Origin of the sequence: Polynucleobacter asymbioticus (assembly GCF_018687575.1) — a bacterium.
Classification (GTDB): Bacteria; Pseudomonadota; Gammaproteobacteria; order Burkholderiales; family Burkholderiaceae; genus Polynucleobacter; species Polynucleobacter asymbioticus_C.
This window is the reverse complement of record NZ_CP061297.1, coordinates 442923-464985: the sequence shown is the minus strand read 5'-3', so window position 1 is coordinate 464985 and position 22063 is coordinate 442923. Positions and strand designations below refer to the sequence as shown.

The 22063-nt window shown below is 47.2% G+C and carries 16 protein-coding genes; 4 read left to right on the top strand and 12 right to left on the bottom strand.

Translation table 11 applies throughout. From position 1 onward, the window contains the following. Positions 1-116: 116 nt before the first annotated feature. The 5 genes from AOC19_RS02410 to AOC19_RS02390 all read right to left on the bottom strand — a co-directional run bounded on the left by AOC19_RS02410 (position 117) and on the right by AOC19_RS02390 (position 6316). Positions 117-1616 carry a tripartite tricarboxylate transporter permease gene (locus AOC19_RS02410; protein ID WP_215377281.1) on the bottom strand — a complete coding sequence of 500 codons (1500 nt, stop codon included), beginning with the start codon at positions 1614-1616 and terminating at the stop codon, positions 117-119. A gap of 44 nt (positions 1617-1660) precedes the next feature. After that, positions 1661-2188, bottom strand: coding sequence for a tripartite tricarboxylate transporter TctB family protein (locus AOC19_RS02405; RefSeq protein ID WP_215377280.1), 528 nt, complete (start codon positions 2186-2188; stop codon positions 1661-1663). A 121-nt stretch (positions 2189-2309) separates the two neighbouring features. Then, entirely contained in the window at positions 2310-3308 is a 999-nt protein-coding gene (locus tag AOC19_RS02400) for a Bug family tripartite tricarboxylate transporter substrate binding protein (protein WP_215378018.1), read from the bottom strand. A 186-nt stretch (positions 3309-3494) separates the two neighbouring features. After that, positions 3495-3971 (bottom strand): DUF1854 domain-containing protein, encoded by a 477-nt coding sequence (locus AOC19_RS02395; protein WP_215377278.1) that lies wholly within the window; start codon positions 3969-3971, stop codon positions 3495-3497. Continuing rightward, complete coding sequence (locus AOC19_RS02390; protein WP_215377276.1) at positions 3968-6316, bottom strand: ABC transporter ATP-binding protein; 2349 nt, start codon at positions 6314-6316, stop codon at positions 3968-3970. The genes AOC19_RS02395 and AOC19_RS02390 overlap by 4 nt, the downstream gene beginning before the upstream one ends. Positions 6317-6525: 209 nt before the next feature. Between AOC19_RS02390 and cphA (AOC19_RS02385) the strand changes: the two genes are divergently transcribed. Together cphA (AOC19_RS02385) and cphA (AOC19_RS02380) are read left to right on the top strand one after the other, a co-directional pair. Continuing rightward, complete coding sequence (gene cphA / locus AOC19_RS02385) at positions 6526-8718, top strand: cyanophycin synthetase (RefSeq protein WP_215377274.1); 2193 nt, start codon at positions 6526-6528, stop codon at positions 8716-8718. Then, entirely contained in the window at positions 8719-11289 is a 2571-nt protein-coding gene (cphA, locus tag AOC19_RS02380; protein ID WP_215377273.1) for a cyanophycin synthetase, read from the top strand. 100 nt (positions 11290-11389) lie between these two features. On the opposite strand, the gene AOC19_RS02375 is transcribed toward cphA (AOC19_RS02380), so the two are convergent. The 6 genes from AOC19_RS02375 to AOC19_RS02350 form a co-directional block, all read right to left on the bottom strand. Beyond that, positions 11390-12400 carry a class 1 fructose-bisphosphatase gene (locus AOC19_RS02375; RefSeq protein ID WP_215377271.1) on the bottom strand — a complete coding sequence of 337 codons (1011 nt, stop codon included), beginning with the start codon at positions 12398-12400 and terminating at the stop codon, positions 11390-11392. 63 nt (positions 12401-12463) lie between these two features. Continuing rightward, positions 12464-15073: an aminopeptidase N gene (gene pepN / locus AOC19_RS02370; RefSeq protein ID WP_215377270.1), complete on the bottom strand. Its 2610-nt coding sequence runs from the start codon at positions 15071-15073 to the stop codon at positions 12464-12466. A gap of 33 nt (positions 15074-15106) precedes the next feature. Further along, positions 15107-15682 (bottom strand): TMEM165/GDT1 family protein, encoded by a 576-nt coding sequence (locus AOC19_RS02365; RefSeq protein ID WP_215377268.1) that lies wholly within the window; start codon positions 15680-15682, stop codon positions 15107-15109. A 74-nt stretch (positions 15683-15756) separates the two neighbouring features. Further along, on the bottom strand, positions 15757-16875 hold the full coding sequence (ald, locus tag AOC19_RS02360) for an alanine dehydrogenase (protein ID WP_215377266.1): 1119 nt from the start codon (positions 16873-16875) through the stop codon (positions 15757-15759). 10 nt (positions 16876-16885) lie between these two features. Next, positions 16886-18268, bottom strand: coding sequence for an amino acid permease (locus AOC19_RS02355; RefSeq protein ID WP_215377264.1), 1383 nt, complete (start codon positions 18266-18268; stop codon positions 16886-16888). Positions 18269-18515: 247 nt separating this feature from the next. Then, complete coding sequence (locus AOC19_RS02350) at positions 18516-19265, bottom strand: tRNA threonylcarbamoyladenosine dehydratase (RefSeq protein WP_215377263.1); 750 nt, start codon at positions 19263-19265, stop codon at positions 18516-18518. A 22-nt stretch (positions 19266-19287) separates the two neighbouring features. On the opposite strand from AOC19_RS02350, the gene pdxH reads away from it, so the two are divergent. Then, a complete protein-coding gene (gene pdxH, locus AOC19_RS02345; protein ID WP_215377261.1) occupies positions 19288-19923 on the top strand; it encodes a pyridoxamine 5'-phosphate oxidase in 636 nt (211 codons plus the stop codon). Between the two features lie 10 nt (positions 19924-19933). On the opposite strand, the gene msrA is transcribed toward pdxH, so the two are convergent. Beyond that, a complete protein-coding gene (msrA, locus tag AOC19_RS02340; protein ID WP_215377259.1) occupies positions 19934-20506 on the bottom strand; it encodes a peptide-methionine (S)-S-oxide reductase MsrA in 573 nt (190 codons plus the stop codon). Between the two features lie 50 nt (positions 20507-20556). On the opposite strand from msrA, the gene AOC19_RS02335 reads away from it, so the two are divergent. After that, positions 20557-21960 (top strand): coniferyl aldehyde dehydrogenase, encoded by a 1404-nt coding sequence (locus AOC19_RS02335; protein ID WP_251368064.1) that lies wholly within the window; start codon positions 20557-20559, stop codon positions 21958-21960. Positions 21961-22063: the final 103 nt, after the last annotated feature.

Sequence of the window (22063 nt, the reverse complement as noted above, 5' to 3'; positions counted from 1 at the left end):
GATGTGGGGATTTTATCGGATTTTTTGTAGGAATAGAAAAAGGGGGCTTACGCCCCCTTCTCTTTTGCCTCATCTTCGTTTTTGACTAGATGAGGCGGTATTTTGACTTCTTTAGCTTAGGCTGCAGCTGCTTTTTTCTTGCCTGTGAACTTGCCAATCAATGGCCAGAACAGGAGAACTAAAGCAAGCGTTGTAATACCGGCTACTAAGTAGTTTGAGAAGAACACATCAACGCTACCTTGTGAGATCAACATGGACTGGCGGAAAGAATCTTCCGCACGGTCACCCAATACCAAGGCCAAGACCATTGGTGCCATTGGGTAATCCAGTTTCTTGAAGATGTAGCCAAGCAGACCGAAGCCCAACATCAACCAGACGTCAAATGTTGCGTTATGCACGGTGTAGGCACCAACTGCACAAATCACAATAATGACTGGAGCGATGATTGAGAATGGAATTCTCAAGATAGAGGCGAACAATGGAACGCAAGTTAATACAACAAACAAGCCTGCCAAGTTACCCAAGTACATACTAGCAATCAAGCCCCAAACGAAGTCTGGCTTCTCAACGAAGAGCAATGGTCCTGGTTGTAAGCCCCAGATCAATAGACCACCGAGCAATACTGCCGCTGTAGGTGAGCCTGGGATACCCAATGAGAGCATTGGTAGCAAGGCAGCTGTACCAGCAGCATGAGCTGCTGTTTCTGGAGCAACAATACCCTCCATCTCGCCCTTACCGAAGTTCTCGCCCTTCTTGGATACGCGCTTAGCAACGCCGTAAGCCATGAAGGAAGCTGGAGTTGCACCGCCTGGGGTAATACCCATCCAGCAACCAATCAAACAGCTGCGCAGTGTAGTAGCCCAATACTTTGGCAACTTCGCCCAAGTCTCGAGGACCACTTGACGACGAATCTTTGCAGCAGCACCTTTGAACTCAAGGCCTTCTTCCATCGACAACAGAATCTCACCGATACCAAACAAACCAATAACAGCGATCAAGAAGTCAAAACCACGCATCAATTCGTGACTTCCGAATGTCAAGCGCAATTGACCTGTCACTGTATCCATACCAACTGAAGCTAGAGCAAAGCCCAACATCATGGCAGAGATTGTCTTAAATGGAGATCCCTTGTTCATACCCACGAAGCTGCAGAAGGTAAGCAAGTACACCGAGAAGAATTCTGGCGGACCAAACTGCAGAGCAAACTTCGCGACCAAAGGCGCTAAGAAGGTGATCATCACAATCGCAAAGAACGCACCAACGAATGAGGATGTGAACGCTGCTGTTAAGGCTTCGCCAGCTTTACCTTCACGGGCCATTGGATAACCGTCAAAGGTAGTCGCAACAGACCAGGGCTCGCCAGGAATATTAAACAGAATAGATGTAATCGCACCGCCGAATAATGCGCCCCAGTAAATACAGGAGAGCATGATGATTGCGGATGTTGGCGGCATTGTGAAGGTCAGCGGCAACAGAATCGCAATTCCGTTTGCACCACCTAGACCTGGCAATACGCCAATGATCACTCCGAGAGTTACACCAACGATCATTAACAGCAAATTAAAGGGTGTCATTGCAACGGCAAAGCCGTTGAATAGAGCATTAATTTCTTCCAACTTGAACTCCTTCTTTTCTAATCTTTTTTAATAGTTATTATTTTTTACTGTACGCCGATGAACTCAAGCGGATTAATCCAGGAGCCATGTGGCAATGGAACTTGGAACCAGTACTCAAACATGAGGTACAGGGCTACGCTCACACCGATAGAAACTGCTGCAGCTTTCCATAGTGCGTACTTACCAAGCCAAACCATAAAGACGGCGATGTAGATAACAGAAGATACGTAAATACCGATTAACTGAACTCCAAGAACAAAGACAATAGCTGGCAACAACACAGCCATCACTTGCTTGAAGGATTCTTTATCGACAAATGTTTCTGTTTCTTTTTTACCGTCAACCACAATTGATTGAAAGAGTGTCACGGTACTGGAAAGCAGAATAATTAAGCTGATGTAGAAAGGGAAATAGCCGGCTTCAGGACCGTCGCTACCCCAACTGGCGCCTAACTTAAGACTTCCAATCATCACCACCAGACCTACCGCAATGAATAAGAGTGCAGTGATGATATCCATCATCCTGACGCTAATCATGGATTCTTGATTTGAATTATTTGTATGTTCAGACATGTGCTTCGTTCGCTAATAAATGGTTGATTAATACTGCTGCACTTTTATATTGCTTTTAACTTCAAATTTGCGTTCAAAAAAATGGGACCTCCTCGCAGAGGCCCCATTTGATCTTCAGCGATTACTTGGCTAAGAAACCAGCTTCAGCCATCAACTGCTTGTGTAATGCCTCATTCAATGTCAACCAGTTATTGAATTCTTTACCGGTCATGAATGTTTGATTGAAAGCACCATCAGCCATGAATTTCTTCCACTCTGGTGTCTGGAGTACTTTTTTGAATACATTAATGTAGTAATCAATCTGCTCTTGAGTTACACCAGGAGCCATGAAAATACCGCGCAACATCACGTAGTCAGTTGAAACGCCAGCCTCTTTACAGGTTGGAACATCATTCCAAGATTGGGTAGCAGTGATCTTCTCTTTGTAAGGCATACGGGTGTCATCGAATACGCACAGAGCGCGTAATTTGTTGGCACGCCATTGAGCAACCGCCTCAATTGGATTGTTTACAGAAGAGTCAATGTGATTACCTACGAGCTGAACAGCAACGTCGCCACCCCCTTTGAATGGGATGTAGGTGAACTTAGCACCAGTTGCTTTTTCAAGAGCAACAGTAATGATCTGGTCTTCTTGCTTTGAACCAGTACCACCCATTTTGAATTTACCTGGGCCAGCTGCTTTAGCGGCATCGATATATTCTTTTGCTGTTTTGTATGGCTTGTCTGCGTTGTCCCACAATACGAACTGGTCCAAGGCCAACATAGCTACTGGAGTGATGTCTTTCCAATTGAATGGGACACCAGTTGCCAATGGAGTGGTGAACAAGTTAGACAAAGTGATGATGATCTTATTCGGATCGCCTTTTGCCTCTTTCATTGCCAAGAAGCCTTCAGCACCAGCACCAGCAGATTTGTTTACTGGAATAACAGCTTGCTTCATCAAGTTGTTTTTAGTGATGATGCCTTGGATCATTCGAGCCATTTGGTCAGCACCACCGCCAGGACCGGCAGGAATGATGAACTCAACAGGCTTGGTTGGCTCCCAAGCAGCGAAAGCAGGTGAAACAGCAGCAACACCGAGGGCTAATGCGGTGGAAATCAATGCCCCTTTTAACTTCATCTTCATGAACGCTCCTCCAAAAAATTTTGAATACCAATATTACTTTGGCTTCTCTTTGTTATGTAGCGATTTTTATCTAAGTTGGGGCACGAATACTTGATTCCCATCAATAAATGTCAAATGGGCAGTTAGGGGTAACACTAGCTTACTCAGTAGTAACCCTAATGAGAATTTTAGAAAAAATGCCTACCTGAAGCGATCTAAAAACTTCTTGCTGAGTTTATCGAGCTTGGTAGCGTCTTTAATCAAAAATTGCAGCCCATTGGAGTCAGCAATCAGGAGCGTATTACCAGCAATCCGACGAATATCATCCTCGCCTTTGAGGCGGATTCTGGTGGGGCCGCGGTCTGTCTCAATATCCCAAATACTCGGCGTAGCAAAAGTAGATACAGCCGTAATTTTCTCAATAACCGGCATGAACTCACGAGCCGCAAGCTCCTGCTCAATCAAAGCGAGCTCAACTTCTGAAATAGCAGAGACGTCATCAAACCAACATAACTCCTTACCCGACTGATCCATGATGGAAATACCGCCTCTAGGTGCAGTAATGGGGAAGGCTCTGACAGGATATACGCCAATATGACTAGTTCCAGCGGCATCTACCAATACCAAGCGGCCAAGAGCATCGCGCTCTAGCGTGTGCGTCTTTTGATGCTGACTCATACCCCACCCCCAGTTGCTTTGGCAATGACTTGCAATTCCTCTACCCCTGTTTCTCGCTCGTCCTCGTCAATACTTTCACCAATAGCGCCACCCTCAACTAGCTCTGCAGCATGGCGCAATTGGGCTTGATACAAAGCGTAGTACGCACCCTGCGCATCCATTAACTGCTCATGAGAACCAATCTCGACAATCTCACCTTTGTCGAGCACAACCAAACGGTCAGCTTTTCTTAAAGTGGATAGTCGATGTGCAATCGCAATCGTAGTGCGACCTTTCACCAAGTTATCCAAAGCGCGCTGAATTTCTTTTTCAGTGGTTGTATCCACTGATGAAGTAGCTTCATCCAAAATCAAAATACTTGGATTAATCAGCAATGCACGTGCAATCGAAATGCGTTGACGTTCACCACCTGAAAGAGATTGACCGCGCTCACCTACTAATGAGTCGTAACCCAGGGGGAGGCGAAGAATAAATTCATGTGCATGTGCAGCTCGCGCCGCTTCAATAATTTCCTCGCGAGTAGCGTCAGGTTTGCCGTAGGCAATATTTTCAGCAATCGTGCCAAAGAATAAAAATGGCTCTTGCAAAACCAAGCCAATACGCTTGCGGTAGTCGGCGATACCAATGCTGCGAATATCGCGACCGTCAAGCGTAATTGCGCCAGCACTGACATCATAAAAGCGGCAAATTAAGTTCACTAAGGTGCTCTTACCTGAACCACTGTGACCGACTAAACCAATCATTTCACCAGGGGCGATATCTAGATCAATACCTTTAGAGACAGCGCGGTTACCGTAGCGGAAACCCACGCCCCGCATAGAGATCCGGCCTTTCACCTCACCTAAGGGAGCTGGATTGATTGGTTCAGGGACACTGGAGACGTGATCCAAAATATCAAAGATACGCTTTGCGCCAGCCGCTGCTTTTTGGGTATGCGAAACAATCCGACTCATGGAATCAAGTCGAATATAAAAACGTCCGATATAGGCAAGGAACGCAATTAATACACCAACCGTTACTTTTTGATGTGCAACCTGCCAAATACCAAAACCCCACACTACTAAGAGCCCTGTTTCCGTGAGCAGCGTAACTGTTGGAGAGAACAATCCCCAAACGCGATTCACTCGATCATTCACTTGTAAATTGTGTTTGTTTGAATCAACAAAACGCTTGAGCTCACGATCTTCTTGAGCAAATGCCTTGACCACTCGAATACCAGGAATCGTATCCGCCAAGATATTGGTTACTTCAGACCAAATGCGGTCAATCTTTTCAAAACCAAAACGCAACTTGTCACGCACCACATGAATCATCCACACAATAAATGGCAGTGGTGCAAGTGTTACCAGGGCTAATAAAGGATCAATCGAGACAAGGATTGCTGCAGTCATCGTGATCATGATCACATCAGTGGCAAAGTCCAATGCATAGAGCGACAGGAACACACAGATACGATCTGTCTCAGCGCCGATTCGGGCAATGAGGTCGCCCGTTCTTTTTCCGCCAAAGTACTCCAAAGACAACTTCAGCAAATGCTCAAAGGTGGTATTTCTCAAGTCAGCACCAATGCGCTCACTGACTAGTGCAAGCAGGTAGGTTTTCCACCAACCCAAACCCCAGGCAACGATTGCGGCGGCAAATAATGCCAACAGGTATTTACTGGCTAAATCAAAATCAATTGGGTTGCCTTTTTCATATGGAATCAACACATGGTCCATTAAAGGCATCGTCAAATAAGGCGGAATCAAAGTGGCGCCTGTTGAGAGCAAGGTCAACACAAAACCTAGTAAAAGCTCCTTTTTGTAGGGTCGCGCAAAGCGCCATAACTTCAATAAGGTCCAGGTCGATGGAGGGGCATCCTCCTCTGGATCGCAACTTGGGCAAGCCTCCGAGTTAGCAGGCTTGGGGCTTAAGCAAATCGGACATGCTTGCTGATCGTATTCAGAGAGCTCAGGCTCCCTGACTCCTTGGGCACCCATCAAGAGTTGCTTAAAACTACTTTGCAGACGCAGTACTTGGGGGTTTACTGCCAAAGTGAAGTGCCAAACTCTCAAAAGCGCAGTCTGGGACTCCAGCTTGAGATGCCCCACTCCAGCGTGATCTCCATGTAAAAGCTGAACTCCAGCGTCTATTGACCAGAATTCCGAGCGGGTCCCATCAGTCCAAAATAGCCCCGAGGGAATCAAGCAAAGTAGGCTTTTTTCAAAACGCATTTCCTCATCTAGATCGAGCTCAACCCAAGCCAGTATGGATCCGAGGTCTTTTACTGGGGATTGTGGAGCCTCTAAAGCGCTAGCCCAATGACTTGGCGAAGGGGGAGCGGATGGGGAAATGTCTGGCTTCATTAGTACTAAAAGTATAGTGGAGCTGGATTTTTAAGATTTAATGGCTCTGTCAACTTTTCTCGGCAGAAAGCCGTTAGATTGATGTAATAGTGTTTTTTATGCATTTTTGCTAATTTTGTGGATTTTAATAACTACTAGAACTAGAGAAACAGTCTGAGACGTCCCCGCCCTCACATGGTGAAGCGGCGCTGAGTCCCCCAACTCCACATATGCCCCAATTACTAGATAAAACCATTGAAATCCTGAGTCACAGGCATCTTCGCGGCCCTAATATGTGGAGCTACAACCCTGCGCTTGAGGTCTTGATTGATATTGGCGACCTGGAAGATTACCCATCCGACTTAATTCCAGGCTTTTATGACCGTCTTAGCAAATGCCTTCCCAGCCTACATGAGCATCGCTGTAGCTATGGTGAACCAGGCGGCTTTTTAAAACGAGTCGAAGAAGGCACCTGGCCTGGACATATTCTGGAGCATCTGACGATTGAACTCCAAAACTTAGCTGGTATTGCGGGCGGCTTTGGTAGAGCTCGTGATGGTGGTCGTAGAGGTGTTTATAAAGTTATTGTGAGCGCAACTGAAGAGGCTGTGACATTGCAAGCCTTTAAATTTGCGCGCGACCTTCTGCTTACTCTCATTAAAGACAATGGGGATGCCATTGCCCAAAGAGAAAAGATTATCGAAGAACTGCGGGATTTAAGCGACGATCTCTGCCTTGGACCTAGCACAGCATGTATCGTCAATGCCGCAACAATTCGAGAAATTCCGTACATTAGATTATCGAGTGGTAACTTAGTTCAGCTCGGTTATGGTGCCAAACAACGTCGCATTTGGACTGCAGAGACTGATCAAACTAGCGCCATCGCAGAAACCATTTCACGCGACAAAGATCTAACCAAGAGTTTGCTTGCTAGCGCCGGTGTTCCAACTCCAGAGGGTAGATCTGTTACTAGCCCAGACGATGCCTGGGAGGCGGCGCAAGATATTGGCTTGCCAGTAGTAGTAAAGCCCATTGATGGCAACCATGGTCGCGGCGTCTTCATCAATCTGTATACCCAACAAGAAATTGAAGCGGCCTATGCCGTTGCTATCCATGAAGGTAGCGAAGTTTTGGTTGAGCGCCACATCATTGGCGATGAGCATCGTCTGTTGGTAGTTGGTAATAAAGTAGTGGCAGCTGCCAAAGGTGAAACAGTCTGGGTTACTGGTGATGGCAAACATACCGTACTTGAACTGATTCAGATTCAAATTAATTCCGACCCTCGTCGAGGCACGACAGAAGAGTGTCCACTCAATCCAGTTCGCATTGATTCAGCCGTTGAGCTGGAGCTAGCTCGTCAGAAATTAACCGGTGACAGCATCCCAAGCATCGAGCAAAAGGTGCTCATTCAAAGCAATGGCAATGTAGCGTTTGATGTGACAGATTTAGTTCACCCTGAAGTAGCTCATCAAGTTGCTTTGGCTGCGCGAGTCGTTGGATTGGAGATTGCTGGTGTTGATCTTGTAGCCCAAGATATTAGCAAGCCACTAGAGTCACAGAATGCTGCCATCGTGGAAGTGAATGCGGGCCCTGGCTTATTAATGCACCTCAAACCTGCAAGCGGCAAACCGCAGCCAGTAGGCGAAGAGATTGCAAACCATTTATTTCCTCCAGGCTACGATTTCAGGATTCCGATCGTTGGCATCAGTGGTAACTCTGGAAGAACCATTGTTGCCGAGATGGTCGCCCACTTTATAAGACTCACTAACGTGCATGTTGGACTATCTGTTCATAATGGCCTGTATTTCGGTAGCCGCACTATTAAACAAACATCGTCTTCTCATTGGGAAAATGCACGTCGCACGCTACAAAATAGAGCTATTGAAGCTGCTGTCATTGAAAACGATAATGCATCACTTCTGCTCGAAGGGCTTGCATACGATCAGTGCCAAGTTGGTGTTGTACTCAACATTGACCCACTCAAACTCTTCCCAGAACACAATATCTGCGATGAGGATCAGCTATTTAATGTCGTTCGTACCCAGGTAGACGTAGTTTTACCTTCTGGAACGAGCGTACTGAATGCTGACGATGCCATGATTGTCAAAATGGCTGAACTCAGCAAGGGTGAGGTGATGTACTTCTCTCAAGATCCAAACTCTTCTGTGATAGCTGCCCACCAAGAAAAAGATGGTCGCTCAATTATCGTGAGCCCTTCTGTCATTACCCTCAAGCGGGGCAAGCTAGATGCACTAGTAATTCCTATTCCGCCAGCCGTTCAGGGCTCATCCCTTGACTGGGCTCCCAACTTAAGCCTTGCAGCTGCTATCGGAGCTGCTTGGGCCTTAGATATTCCGTTCAACGTTATTGAAGCCGGAGTTGAAACATTCGTTTCCAACTCCAATATTGCAGTAGGTACTTAATTGGAAATCACCCGTATTCGCATGTTGCGCGGCCCGAATTTATGGAGCCGCCATACCGCCCTAGAGGCCATTGTTTCTTGCGATGAAACAGAACGATCAATCGATTCAATTCCCCAATTCGAAAATAAGATTCGTGAGCGCTTCCCCCAATTGGGTAGCATGCGGCGTGGTGGACATAATGAAATCCTTTCCTTAGCGCACGCACTAGAACATGCTGCTTTAGGTCTGCAGTCACAAGCAGGCTGCCCCGTCACTTTTAGCCGCACCGTGCAAACTGTAGATGTCGGCGTTTACCAACTGGTAGTCGAGTACACCGAGGAAGTTGTTGGGCGCATGGCCTTTGACTTTGCTTTTGCTCTCATTCAAGCAACTCTGAGTGATGTACCTTTTGACTTAGCAGCAGCCCTTTCAGAATTAGAAGCGCTATATGAAGATGTCCGCCTCGGACCCAGCACTGGCTCCATCGTGGATGCCGCCGTACAAAGAAATATTCCCTATCGCCGCATGACTGAAGGCAGCATGGTGCAATTTGGTTGGGGTAGCAAGCAAAAACGAATTCAGGCTGCTGAGACTAGCGATACCAGCGCAATTGCAGAAGCAATCGCACAAGATAAAGAATTGACCAAGAACTTACTGGCAGCCGCAGGTGTATCAGTACCAATCGGCGAAGTGGTGACGACTGCTGATGACGCCTGGCGTGCGGCTCAAAAAATTGGTGGCCCTATTGTTCTCAAACCAAAGGATGGCAACCAAGGCAAGGGTGTTGTTGCCAATATTCAGACAGAAGCTGAGGTGCGTGCTGGCTTTATCGTGACCCAAGATTTTGGACGCGAGACTATTGTTGAGCGCTATCTTCCAGGCGCTGACTATCGCTTGCTCGTAGTAGGCAATCGCTTATCCGCTGCAGCACGTCGCGAACCTGCCCAAGTCGTTGGAGATGGTAAGCATACGGTTGCCGAATTAGTTGAGCTGGAAAACAAAAATCCATTACGTGGCGATGGCCATGCAACCGCCCTAACTAAGATTCGCTTTGATGACATCGCGCTTGCGCATTTAGCTAGCAATGGCTTAAATCCACAATATGTTCCAAAGACTGGTGAGCGTGTTTTACTTCGCAATAATGCCAACCTGAGTACTGGCGGTACAGCCACCGATGTGACTGATGACGTACATCCTGATGTTGCTGCCAGCGCAATTGCTGCCGCACAAATGATCGGCCTGGACATTGCTGGTGTCGATATTTTATGTGAAGCAATCTATAAGCCTTTGGAGGCTCAAGGTGGCGGCATTGTTGAAGTCAATGCTGCGCCCGGCCTACGGATGCATCTCAAGCCCTCTTATGGCAAGAGCCGTGCGGTTGGCGAAGACATCATCAACATGATGTACCCACTGGGTGAGGATGGTCGCATTCCAGTAGTGGCGGTAACCGGCACTAATGGCAAAACCACTACCGTGCGCCTGATCTCCCATTTACTCAATGAAACTGGCTTACGTGTAGGGATGACAACGACTGATGGCGTTTATATCAATCATCGCCTCATTGATTCTGGTGACTGCAGTGGTCCGAAGAGCGCTCGTAACGTTCTCATGCATCCCGATGTTGATGCTGCTGTATTGGAAACGGCTCGCGGCGGCATGTTGCGCGAAGGCTTAGGCTTTGATCGCTGCGAGGTTGCTGTTGTAACCAATATTGGAGAAGGTGACCACTTAGGCCTTAACTACATCACCAGCGTAGAAGACTTAGCAATTTTGAAGCGAGTAGTTGTGCAGAACGTAGCCCCAACAGGCGCTGCAGTTCTCAATGCTACTGACCCTATAGTGGTCAAGATGGGAGATGTTTCTACGGGCCGCGTTATCTTCTTTGCTGAAAATCAACACCACCCTGTTATTGCAGCCCATCGCGCTAAGAATAAAAAAGTAATTTATTTTGATGGCACCCATATTGTTTGCTCAAAGGGATCTCGCGTGCTGTTCCGTTTCCCAGTCAGCGAAATTCCCTTGACTCAAAATGGTGTTTTAGGATTCCAAGTAGAAAATGTGATGGCCTCTATCGGTGCCGCCTGGGCATTAGGCTTGGATGCTGAAAAGATTGCACGTGGGCTCCATTCTTTCGAGAGTACCTCCAACGCAGTACCCGGACGCTTTAATCAATTCCAGCACCAGGGCGCAACTGTTATTGCTGACTATGGTCACAATCCAGACGCGATGCGTGCATTAGCCAGCGCTATTGAGGCTATGCGACCTAAGAGAAGTCACGTTGTCATCAGCGGCGCTGGTGATCGACGTGATGAAGATATTCGCGACCTGACCCGCATTCTTGGCAATAGTTTTGATAATGTCATCCTCTATCAAGACCAATGCCAACGCGGCCGCGAGGACGGTGAAGTCTTAAAGCTATTACAAGAAGGTTTAGTGGGAACCACCAAGGCTAAGCAAGTCAAAGAAATTACCGGGGAGTTTCTCGCAATTGATACCGCTCTCAATGATTTATCTGCTGGTGATATTTGCCTGATTCTGATTGATCAAGTAGAAGAATCTTTGGCCTACCTTAAAGAGAAGGTACGACCCTAGTGATTTGATTCATTTTTAGATGAGTCTCTGAAATAAAAAAAGCCCAATCACTGATTGGGCTTTTTGTTGGTTCCTACTGACCTTCATTACAGCAAATGCATTAAGCCTGAGAATGATAATGTTGCAAACGCTCAATCTCTTCTTTGGATCCCAACATGACAGAGACACGCTCGTGCAATTCAGTTGGAATCATATCCATAATGAGTTGATCACCATTAGTCGATGCACCACCAGCCTGCTCCACTAAAAAGCTCATGGGGTTTGCTTCATACATCAAGCGCAGCTTACCGGGCTTGTGTGGCTCACGTTGATCCCATGGATACATGAAGATACCGCCACGGGATAAGACCCGGTGAACATCGGCAACCATCGATGCAATCCAGCGCATATTGAAATCTTTGTCGCGCTCACCGCTCACGCCAGCCAAGCACTCATCTACATAGCGGCGCACTGGCTCAGCCCAGTGACGCATATTCGACATATTGATAGCAAACTCTTTAGTTGAATGAGAAATCTCGACCGCATGCTTAATCAGAACAAATTCACCGGTCACTTTATTGAGGGTGAACATGACAACGCCATCACCCAAAGTTAATGCCATAGTGGTTTGCGGCCCATAGACAACATAACCTGCAGCAACCTGGTGGCGACCTGATAACAAGAAATCCTCGGTCTGCAATGGCGCAGCAGGATCTTGTTTCTTGAGTACAGAAAAAATAGTTCCGATGGATACGTTTACATCGATATTAGATGAGCCATCTAATGGATCAAATAGCAACAAGTAATCACCGGTGCCTTGGACTGGAAGTGGCAGCTCCATCTCTTCAGAAGCTAGTCCAGCTAAAGACTTGCAACCCTGCACGCCATCAATTAATAAATCATTGGCAATCACATCCAACTTTTGCTGAACTTCACCCTGGACATTGCCAGTACCAGCAGACCCTAGTAAGCCAATCAAAGCACCTTGCGCCACTTCGTGACTCAAAGTTGAACAAGTATCAGCAACCGCCAAAAGTAGCTCCTGCAGTCCAGCAGGGATATCTGAGCCTTTCACCTTAGCGGATGAAAGATATTGCTTGAAATTGGTATTAAAAGTACTTGAAGCGCTCAAAAGGAGTTTCTCCGAAATGGGTTTATTTCTGTATGGGCTCTATTTTGCCTTGTTCCGAACCAATTAATTCGCCAAAGCCTTAGAAACCACCTCTTTCACATCTGCAGAGAGGGTTTCGCAAGCATCTACCTGCTTCAGGGCTGTCAGCATGTGATCTTGGTAAGGCTTTGCAAAGTGACACCAGCGATCTAAACCTCTAGCTAAGCGAGCGGCAACTTGCGGGTTAATTGCATCTAAAGCCAGAACCGATTCCGCCCAAAATGCATACCCACTTCCATCTACCTGATGAAAGCTGGCAGGATTATTCATGCAAAACGCATGAATGACACTCCGAACCCGGTTGGGATTGTTCATTTTAAAAGCCTCGTGCTCACGCAAACGCTTCACTTCATTCAAGGTAGATTCGGCATTAGCTACTGGTGGTCTACTCGATTGCAATGCAAACCACTTATCAATCACTAAAGCATCATCCGCAAAGCGTGTATAAAAATCATCTAAACAGGCTGCAGCAGATTTTGATCCATGAATCACTAAACCAGCTAAGGCAGCGTATCGGTCAGTCATGTTGTCAGCATTCTGATATTGATTGACCGCCATTGGCGCCCAGATCAGCGGATCGGCTTCAAGCAACATGCTGAGTGCAAGATTCTTAAGTGCACGCTTACCAGCACTTACTGCATCCGGATTAAATGGGCCTGGTGTTTGCATCTGCTGATATAGGGCAGCCCATTCGATACGCAACTCACTTGCAATAGCGTGGCGGAAAGCGCGACGGGCAGCATAAATTTGCTGAGGATCCACGCTCGCGCATTGCTCATACAAGTAGGTCTCGGCTGGCAAAGTCAGCGCCAGCTCTTTGAACGCAGGGTCTAATTCGGGATCAGTTAAGAGGGTGCGGTAAGCCTCAATCAAAGCCTTATCAGGCAGTCGATTACCCAGAATCATTTGCATTGCCAGCTTTTGGCCTGCTTCCCAACGATTAAAGGCATCGTCATCACTCGAGAACATGGTGAGCAGATCAGCCTCGCTTTGATCAAAATCTAAATTGATCGGGGCTGAGAAATTGCGGTTAATCGACAGCACTGGGCGACTTGCCACATGATCAAAAGTCCAGGTTTGCTGATCCTGAGTTAACTCTAATAGAGTCTCAGCCTGGTCATCAGCAGGAGTTAGTAAGCGCATCTTCAGCGGAATATGAAAAGGCTTGCTATCTTTTTGTGCCACATTTGCCGAAGGGCTTTGCGTCAAAGTAATTTGATATTGCTTTTTATCCGCATCATAAGATTCCTCTACCTTGACTTTAGGAGTGCCCGCTTGGCTATACCAATTTTTGAATTGTGAAAGATCGCGACCATTGGCATCAGCCATTGCTAGCAAGAAATCATCACAAGTAACTGCTTGACCATCATGGCGCTTGAAGTAAAGATCCATACCCTTCCGGAAACCCTCAACACCCAATAGGGTTTGGTACATGCGCACAACTTCAGCACCCTTCTCGTACACCGTTACGGTGTAAAAGTTATTGATCTCTTGGTACTCGTCGGGGCGAATTGGATGCGCCATTGGACCCGCATCTTCGGGGAACTGCAGCTGACGCAATAAACGTACATCTTCAATGCGCTTCACCGCCCTACCGGACTCACTACCCATTTGATCAGCAGAAAACTCTTGATCACGGAATACAGTCAAACCCTCCTTAAGAGAGAGCTGAAACCAATCACGACAAGTCACTCGGTTGCCAGTCCAGTTGTGGAAGTACTCATGAGCGACTACGCTTTCGATGTTGGCGAAGTCAGCGTCTGTTGCCGTCTCTGGCTGGGCAAGTACAAATTTGGTATTGAAAACATTGAGCCCCTTGTTTTCCATTGCACCCATATTGAAATCACTCACCGCCACAATCATGAAGCGCTCAAGATCCAGCTCGAGTCCGTAACGTCTTTCATCCCAATGAATGGATGCAATTAAAGAATCCATCGCATGACGGGTCTTTTTCAAGTCATGCGGCTCAACCCAAATCTGTAACAACTTTTTTGCACCACTACTGGTAGTGATAGTTTCTTCAATACATTCCAATTTACCGGCAACTAAGGCAAACAAATAAGATGGTTTTGGAAACGGATCTTCCCAAACAGCGCTGTGCCAACCATTCGGTAACTTTTCAGTACTGATCAGGTTGCCGTTCGATAACAACACTGGGCACTCTGCCTCACGAGCGCGGAGCGTCACACGATAACGCGCCATGACATCCGGCCGATCAAGGAAGTAGGTAATCTTTCTAAATCCTTCAGCCTCGCACTGAGTAAAGAAATTACCATTGGAGACATACAGACCCATGAGTGAAGTATTTTTCTCGGGCACGCAGACACAGATGATCTCCACGACGAAGGCTTGCTTACCTTCATTAGGTAATGCATGAATAGTCAGGACCTCTGGTGTGAGCTCAAACTGGCGATGGGCCTCACCATTGATGCGCAAACTCACGAACTCGAGTTCATGGCCTTGAAGTAACAAAGGCGCACCTACCTCATGGGCAGCGCCAGGCAGAACCTCTAGACGACTCTTCACAATCGTTCTAGCGGGATCTAAGGCAATGTCTAGCTCAACCTGTGAAAAGGTGTAATTGGGAGCGCGGTATTCAAGCCTGCGAAAGCTCTGTGGCAGATCAGTTTTCATAGGGCAATTTTAAGCCCCGCAGAAAAATTTGGCCTAAGCCCAGACCAGGGTGGCAATACCGATGGCGATGAACGTGACGGCAGCTACAGCATGCACCCATTTAATGGGCATCCGCTTGGTGAATTTCTGGCCAATCCAAACAGCTGGGGCATTAGCCAACATCATCCCCAAAGTGGTGCCAAGCGTCACAGAAAAGACATCGGTATATTTCGCGCCCAAGGCGATTGTGGCGATCTGGGTCTTATCCCCCATCTCCGCCAAGAAAAAGAGTCCAACAGTCAGCATAAATACCTGGAACGCCTTATCGGCTACTTTTGATCCTGCTGCATCATCTATGTGATCCGGCACCAGCAGCCAAAGTCCAATCCCCAAAAAGCTCAAACCCAAAATCCACTTGAGGAGATCTGGGCTGATAAAGGTAGTGAGCCAATGTCCTAGTAAAGCAGCGCAGGCATGATTGGCAATCGTCGCAATTAATATGCCGCCAATAATGGCGAGCGCCTGCTTTGGGTAACGCGCAGCTAGCATCAAGGAGAGTAATTGCGTTTTATCCCCCATCTCAGCGAGAGCGACTACGCCAGTAGAAAGTGCGAATGCAGAAAAGTCCATTTCTAGAATGATAGAGGAAAGTTCGGGAGCCTAGACTCCCGAAACATTCGATCCCTAGAACTGCATTACAAGCTCTAGACCACTAACAACTCTTCTGCTGGAATAAAGTCGACTTTCTGCGCTTTAGCTACTGGCTCAGATGTAAGACTGCCTCGATGAACACTCAAACCATTGCGCAGATGATGATCGTATGCGAGGGCTTTCGCCATACCCTTGTTTGCCAATGCCTCAATGAACGGGTAGGTTGCATTCGTCAACGCAAAAGTGGAAGTTCTAGCAACTGCACCTGGCATATTTGCTACGCAGTAATGCAGAACGTCATCCACAATAAAGGTAGGATCAGTATGGGTTGTGGGCTTAGATGTCTCAAAACAACCACCTTGATCAATTGCTACATCCACCACTACTGCACCCGCCTTCATCTTGCGCACCATCTCACGAGTTACTAACTTTGGCGCAGCAGCGCCTGGTAACAGCACTGCACCAATGACCACATCCGCCTCACAAACTTCTAGCTCCACCAAGAGAGGGTCTGCATAAAACGTTCTCACACGATTGCCATAGAGGATATCTATCTGCCTCAAACAATCAATATTGCGATCGAAGATACAAACATCTGCCCCCATGCCAACCGCCATCTGTAGAGCATTTCTCCCGACAACGCCCGCACCCAAGATGACCACCTTAGCTGGGGCTACTCCAGGGACTCCCGCCATGAGTATTCCCAAACCTCCGTTTGTTTTCTCCAGGTGGCTAGCGGCAGCTTGAATAGACATTCTGCCTGCCACTTCACTCATTGGAGCCAAGAGAGGTAAAGCACCACTAACTGAAGTAACTGTCTCATAGGCTATGCAACTTGCGCCTGAAGCGAGCAAGGCTTTGGTCTGCTGTGGATCTGGTGCGAGATGTAAATAGGTAAAGAGAATTTGGTCTTCACGCAACATCGCACATTCCTGCGGCTGAGGCTCCTTCACCTTGACCACCATTTCGGCTTTAGCAAAAACTTCAGCAGCACTATTAATTAAAGTGGCTCCTGACAAACGATAGGATTCGTCACTCAAGCCAATTTGCTCCCCTGCTCCACGCTGAACTAAAACGGAGTGACCTTGTTTACACAAACCCCGCACATTGCCTGGAGTTAAGCCAACACGAAACTCATTATTTTTTACTTCTTGAGGTACGCCAATAATCATTTATGTCTCCTTATTTGAATACACGACTCAGTTTTGTTTTGCGATGCAAGCCAACGATGTAAAACATGGCGAGATACACAGCTAATAAACACGGGCCCAAGACCAGAGCAATCCGTGCATCCTCATGAAAACCCATCAACACCACTACCAAAGCAATAAATGCCAATGCGAACCACGAGGAATAGGGCCACCAGGGTGTGCGGTACGCCAACTCAGCAACCTGGACTTTTGTCAGTGAGCGACGAAATTGAATTTGCGTGATCAAAATTGCAATCCACACCATCAAACCAACGAAAGTCACTGCGGCCATGATGTATTGAAATGCTTTGTCTGGAACGAAGTAGTTAAGCACTACTCCCGTCATACAAACTGCTACCGTTGCCATCACTGCGCGATGTGGCACCCCATACTTCGATAGTTTGGCAAATGGGGATGGTGCATAGCCATTAACCGATAGTGCATACAAGAGTCGCCCCCCACTAAAGATGCCGGCATTACAAGATGACAAGGCAGCGGTAATGACTACAAAGTTAATGATTCCCGCAGCTTCACGCAAACCAATCCGCTCAAACATGACCACGAATGGACTTCCTTGTTGACCAACCTCATTCCAAGGGAAGATCGCCAAGATGACCAGGATCGCACCCATGTAAAAAATCAAGATGCGCCATGCTAAGGAGTCAATTGCCATTGGAATGGTTTTGCGAGGATTCTCTGCTTCACCAGCAGATAGACCAATCATCTCAATGCCAACGTAGGCAAATAAAACCATCTGCAAGGACAGCAACATCCCACTAATACCGTTAGGAAAGAAGCCGCCGTGCTGCCATAAGTTAGCAAGGCCAATTGGATGCCAGTCGTTGGTAAAGCCAAAGAAAATAACTGAGCCACCCAAAGCAATCATGGCCACAATAGCAACCACTTTGATCAGAGCAAACCAAAACTCAAACTCACCAAACACTTTTACGGCAATGAGGTTGATCAGGCCCATCATCAAGATGGAAGATAAGGCCCAGATCCACTGTGGTGTCTCAGGAAACCAAATCCCCATATAGATACCAACTGCGGTGACTTCGGCTATGCCGACGACGATCCAGTAAGTCCAGTAGCCCCACCCAACCATATAGCCCGCAAGCGGCCCCACGTAGGTGTTGGCATATGCAGCAAAAGAACCTGCGACTGGTTCATGCACCGCCATCTCCCCCAAGGTGCGAAGCACGATGAAGGCAACAATACCTGCCAGCAGATATCCCAACAAGATTGAAGGTCCTGCGATTTGAATCGCGCTTGCCGAGCCCAGAAATAAGCCAACGCCGATAGTGGACCCCAATGCCATGAGGCGAATGTGCCGCACCTTGAGGTGACGCTGTAAACCAGTTTGTTCAGTCTGCAAAAGAGACCTCCTTTCGATTTGTCGTTGGTCAATCACCAACGAGGCAAAGTCTAGGGAGGACTGCGCTTCTACACTAGGGGATAAAAATGCACAAAGTGCTTAAACAAATAAATGTGATGTGCAATACATGGGAGCTCTGCGTACGCAAAGGCTTGCTGGGAAACTATTAAATTTGGGATGACATCAGAATCCGTAATTTCCTACAGGGATTCCCCCTAAGGATTTATCGACGGATTTGAAAAAATGACTACTGAGTAGCGATCAGATTTAAAACTTCAGCAGCAGCGGCTAAACCACAGGCTGCAGTCACCATCACGGTTGACCCATAACCAGAACAGGCAAGTCCACCACTAGCAACGCCTGCACGTGGCTCATGAGAGTAAATGGCACGAATACCAATTTTTCTCTTCAGATTTCTAGAAAAACCATGATCCTGCCTGAGACCCTGACGTACCTTTGCCAATAAAGCGTCTTGCTCGGTTCTAGAAAGATCATCACAACGTACAGAAGTCGGATCTGATTTTCCACCTGCTGCCCCACACATGACTAGAGCACGCTGATTTTTATTGGCCCAAACCGCTAAGGCAATTTTGGTTTGCACTGAATCCGTTGCATCCAACACAATTGCATTTTCTGGAATCAAAGCATCTAAGTTTTCTGGCTCTAAAAATGCGTCATGACTAGTGATCGTCATCTCGGGATTAATTTGGCGAATACGATCCGTCATCGCTTGCACTTTTGCTTTCCCATACTCACCCTCTAAAGCATGCAATTGACGATTGGTATTGCTTTCGGCGATATGGTCAAAATCAATCAAGACAAGATGGCCGATCGCAGTACGAGCCAATGCTTCTGCAGCCCAAGAGCCCACACCGCCCAGTCCAGCCACCACTACTGTCGCATGACGAAAGCGCTCTCGCAGCTCTGGACCATATAGCCGAGCTACACCCCCAAAACGACGATCTTCTGCGCTATCTTCTATCTTGTCTTCTGCCATAGCTTCTCTTTATACTGAAAAAATGGACTCCATCGCTCAACTCCGCAAAAACTATACCTTTGGCCAGCTTTCAGAGACTGAAGTTCCACCGAATCCACTGAGCCTATTTCAGCTTTGGTTTGATCAGGCGGTCAAGGCTGAATGTCCCGAACCTAATTCAATGACCTTGGCAACAGCAGATGCGGCAGGCAATCCATCAGCCCGTATTGTCTTACTAAAAGGTGCGGATGGCGCTGGCTTTACCTTCTTTACCAATTACGAAAGTCAAAAAGGCAAAGAATTAGCTGCTCGCCCTCATGCTGCTTTGTTGTTCCATTGGCATGAGCTAGAGCGTCAAGTTCGCATCAAAGGTGTAGTTGAGCGTGTTAGCCCTGCCGAGAGCGATGAATACTTCCACTCGCGCCCAGCAGCCTCCCGAATTGGAGCATGGGCTTCACCGCAAAGTTCTGAGATTCCAAATCGAGAATTTTTAGAAGAAGCTGAAAAGCGTTTTGCAGCAGATTTTGGAGATAAGCCACCAAGACCAGAGCATTGGGGTGGGTATCGCCTGCACCCTACTGAAATTGAATTCTGGCAAGGCCGTCCTTCACGCCTGCATGACCGCATTCACTATCAGCTCGATGGAGCTGAGTGGCGAATTGCTCGATTAGCACCTTAAAAAGATTGCCCTAGCGAAACTCCGACGCAATTAAAGATTGGAATTTTGCTCTAAATTTCGCCAGTTTAGGCGCAACAACTGCCATGCAGTATCCCTGCCCCGGATGCTGACGGAAGTAATCTTGGTGATAGTCTTCAGCCGGATAAATAACAGGCGCTACATCAATTTGAGTTACTACCGGGCTGGAGTAGATTTTGGCATCCACCAACTCTTTGACTACCTCATGGGCGCATACGTTTTGACTATCGCTATGAGTAAAAATGACTGAACGGTACTGCGTTCCGTGATCATTGCCTTGATAGTTCAAAGTGGTTGGATCGTGAATAACAAAAAAGACTTCCAATAAATCACGATAAGACACCACCGTCGGATCAAAGTAAATGTCGACAATTTCAGCATGGCCGGTTTGACCAGAACAAATGGCTTCATAGTTCGGGTTTGGCATTGCACCCCCGGCATAACCTGAAACTACAGCGCTTACGCCAGAAATTTGCTGATAAACCGCGTCCAGACACCAGAAACAGCCACCACCCAAAGTGGCGCGCTCAAGAGATGGGTAGTTTTTAAGGATAGTTTCATTCATACCTTTATCCTAATACCTTATTCAATCATTTGCTTGCCATACAGAAACCCATGTCCATAAATCGCTTCACACTCCAATTAGATGAAATTAAGGCGGCTTACGCCGCAGAACCGAACCCTATGTTAGAGGTTCGCCTTGAGCGCATTGGGCGGATTGAGAAAATGATTTCCGCCAATGAAGAAAAAATCTGCAAAGTCTTGGCTGCAGACTTTGGTACTCGTCACTCCATTGAGAGTCGACTACTGGAGTTTCAAATGATTTATCAGGCTTGCAAACATGTTCGCAAGCACCTCAAAGATTGGATGAAGCCGCAACTTGTGGCGACACCAGGATTCTTGGGCTCCTCTCAGGCTTGGACGCAAATGCAATCGATGGGCGTCGTGGGCATCATGAGTCCTTGGAATTACCCGGTCCAACTAGCACTAGTTCCGGCCATTGCCGCTTTTGCGGCAGGTAACCGCGTTTGGCTCAAACCCTCAGAAAGAAGCTCACGTACATCCGGATTCTTAGCAACATTGATTCAGGAATATTTTCACCCTAGCGAGTTTTGTGTCAGCGTTGGAGGTATGGATGTTGCAGAATCTTTTGCAGCACTCCCGTTTGACCATCTCTTTTTTACTGGCTCAGGAGAAGTTGGTAAAAAGGTGATGCGTGCAGCAGCAGATCACCTGACACCGATTACCCTTGAGCTAGGTGGCAAATCACCAGCGATTGTTGACCCCTCAGCCAAACTCAAAGATGCTGCTGCCAGCATCATTTACGGCAAGCTAGTGAATGGCGGGCAAACCTGCATTGCACCGGATTACGCAATTGTTCATGCAAGTGACTCCGAGGTATTTATCCAAGAGTTACAAAATGCAGCACAAAAACAATTCTCTAATCTAGAGGAGTTCACTGGTGCTATTGATGAACATCAGCTTGCACGTTGGCATCAGCTAGTTCAAGATGCGGTAGATCGTGGTGCGCAGGCAATTCCACTCATCTCATCTCACAGCAATTCAGAGCTACCATTCACTCCGGTGGCCCTCTTCAATATTTCTGAAGATGCACTCATCATGCAAGAAGAGATTTTCGGACCCATCCTGCCAATCTTGGCAATCAACGATACCGATTCAACCATCCGTTATATCAATGAACGTCCAAAGCCATTAGCTATGTACTGGTTTGGTAAAGACAAAAAGGTGATGCAACGTATTCTGAATGAGACTCGCTCAGGTGGCGTGACGATCAATGACACCTTACTACATGCCGCTGTAGAAGATTTACCATTTGGTGGCATTGGTGCAAGCGGTATGGGCGCCTATCATGGCAAAGCAGGTTTTGAGGCGTTTAGCCACCGCAAATCTGTTTTAGAGGTTCGCGGGTTCTTTGGCCTCCCCTTCTTAAGTGGCACTAAATTAGCCAGACCACCCTATGGCAAAGGTGTGGAACGCCTATTGCGATGGTTGCGTTAACCAGATTGCTCACAATTAATTCGGGAAAACCCTTGTAATTAGGTTCTCAAAATGCCATAATAGGAGGCTTTTTAAAGCAATTTGATTCATCGCCCCCCAGCTA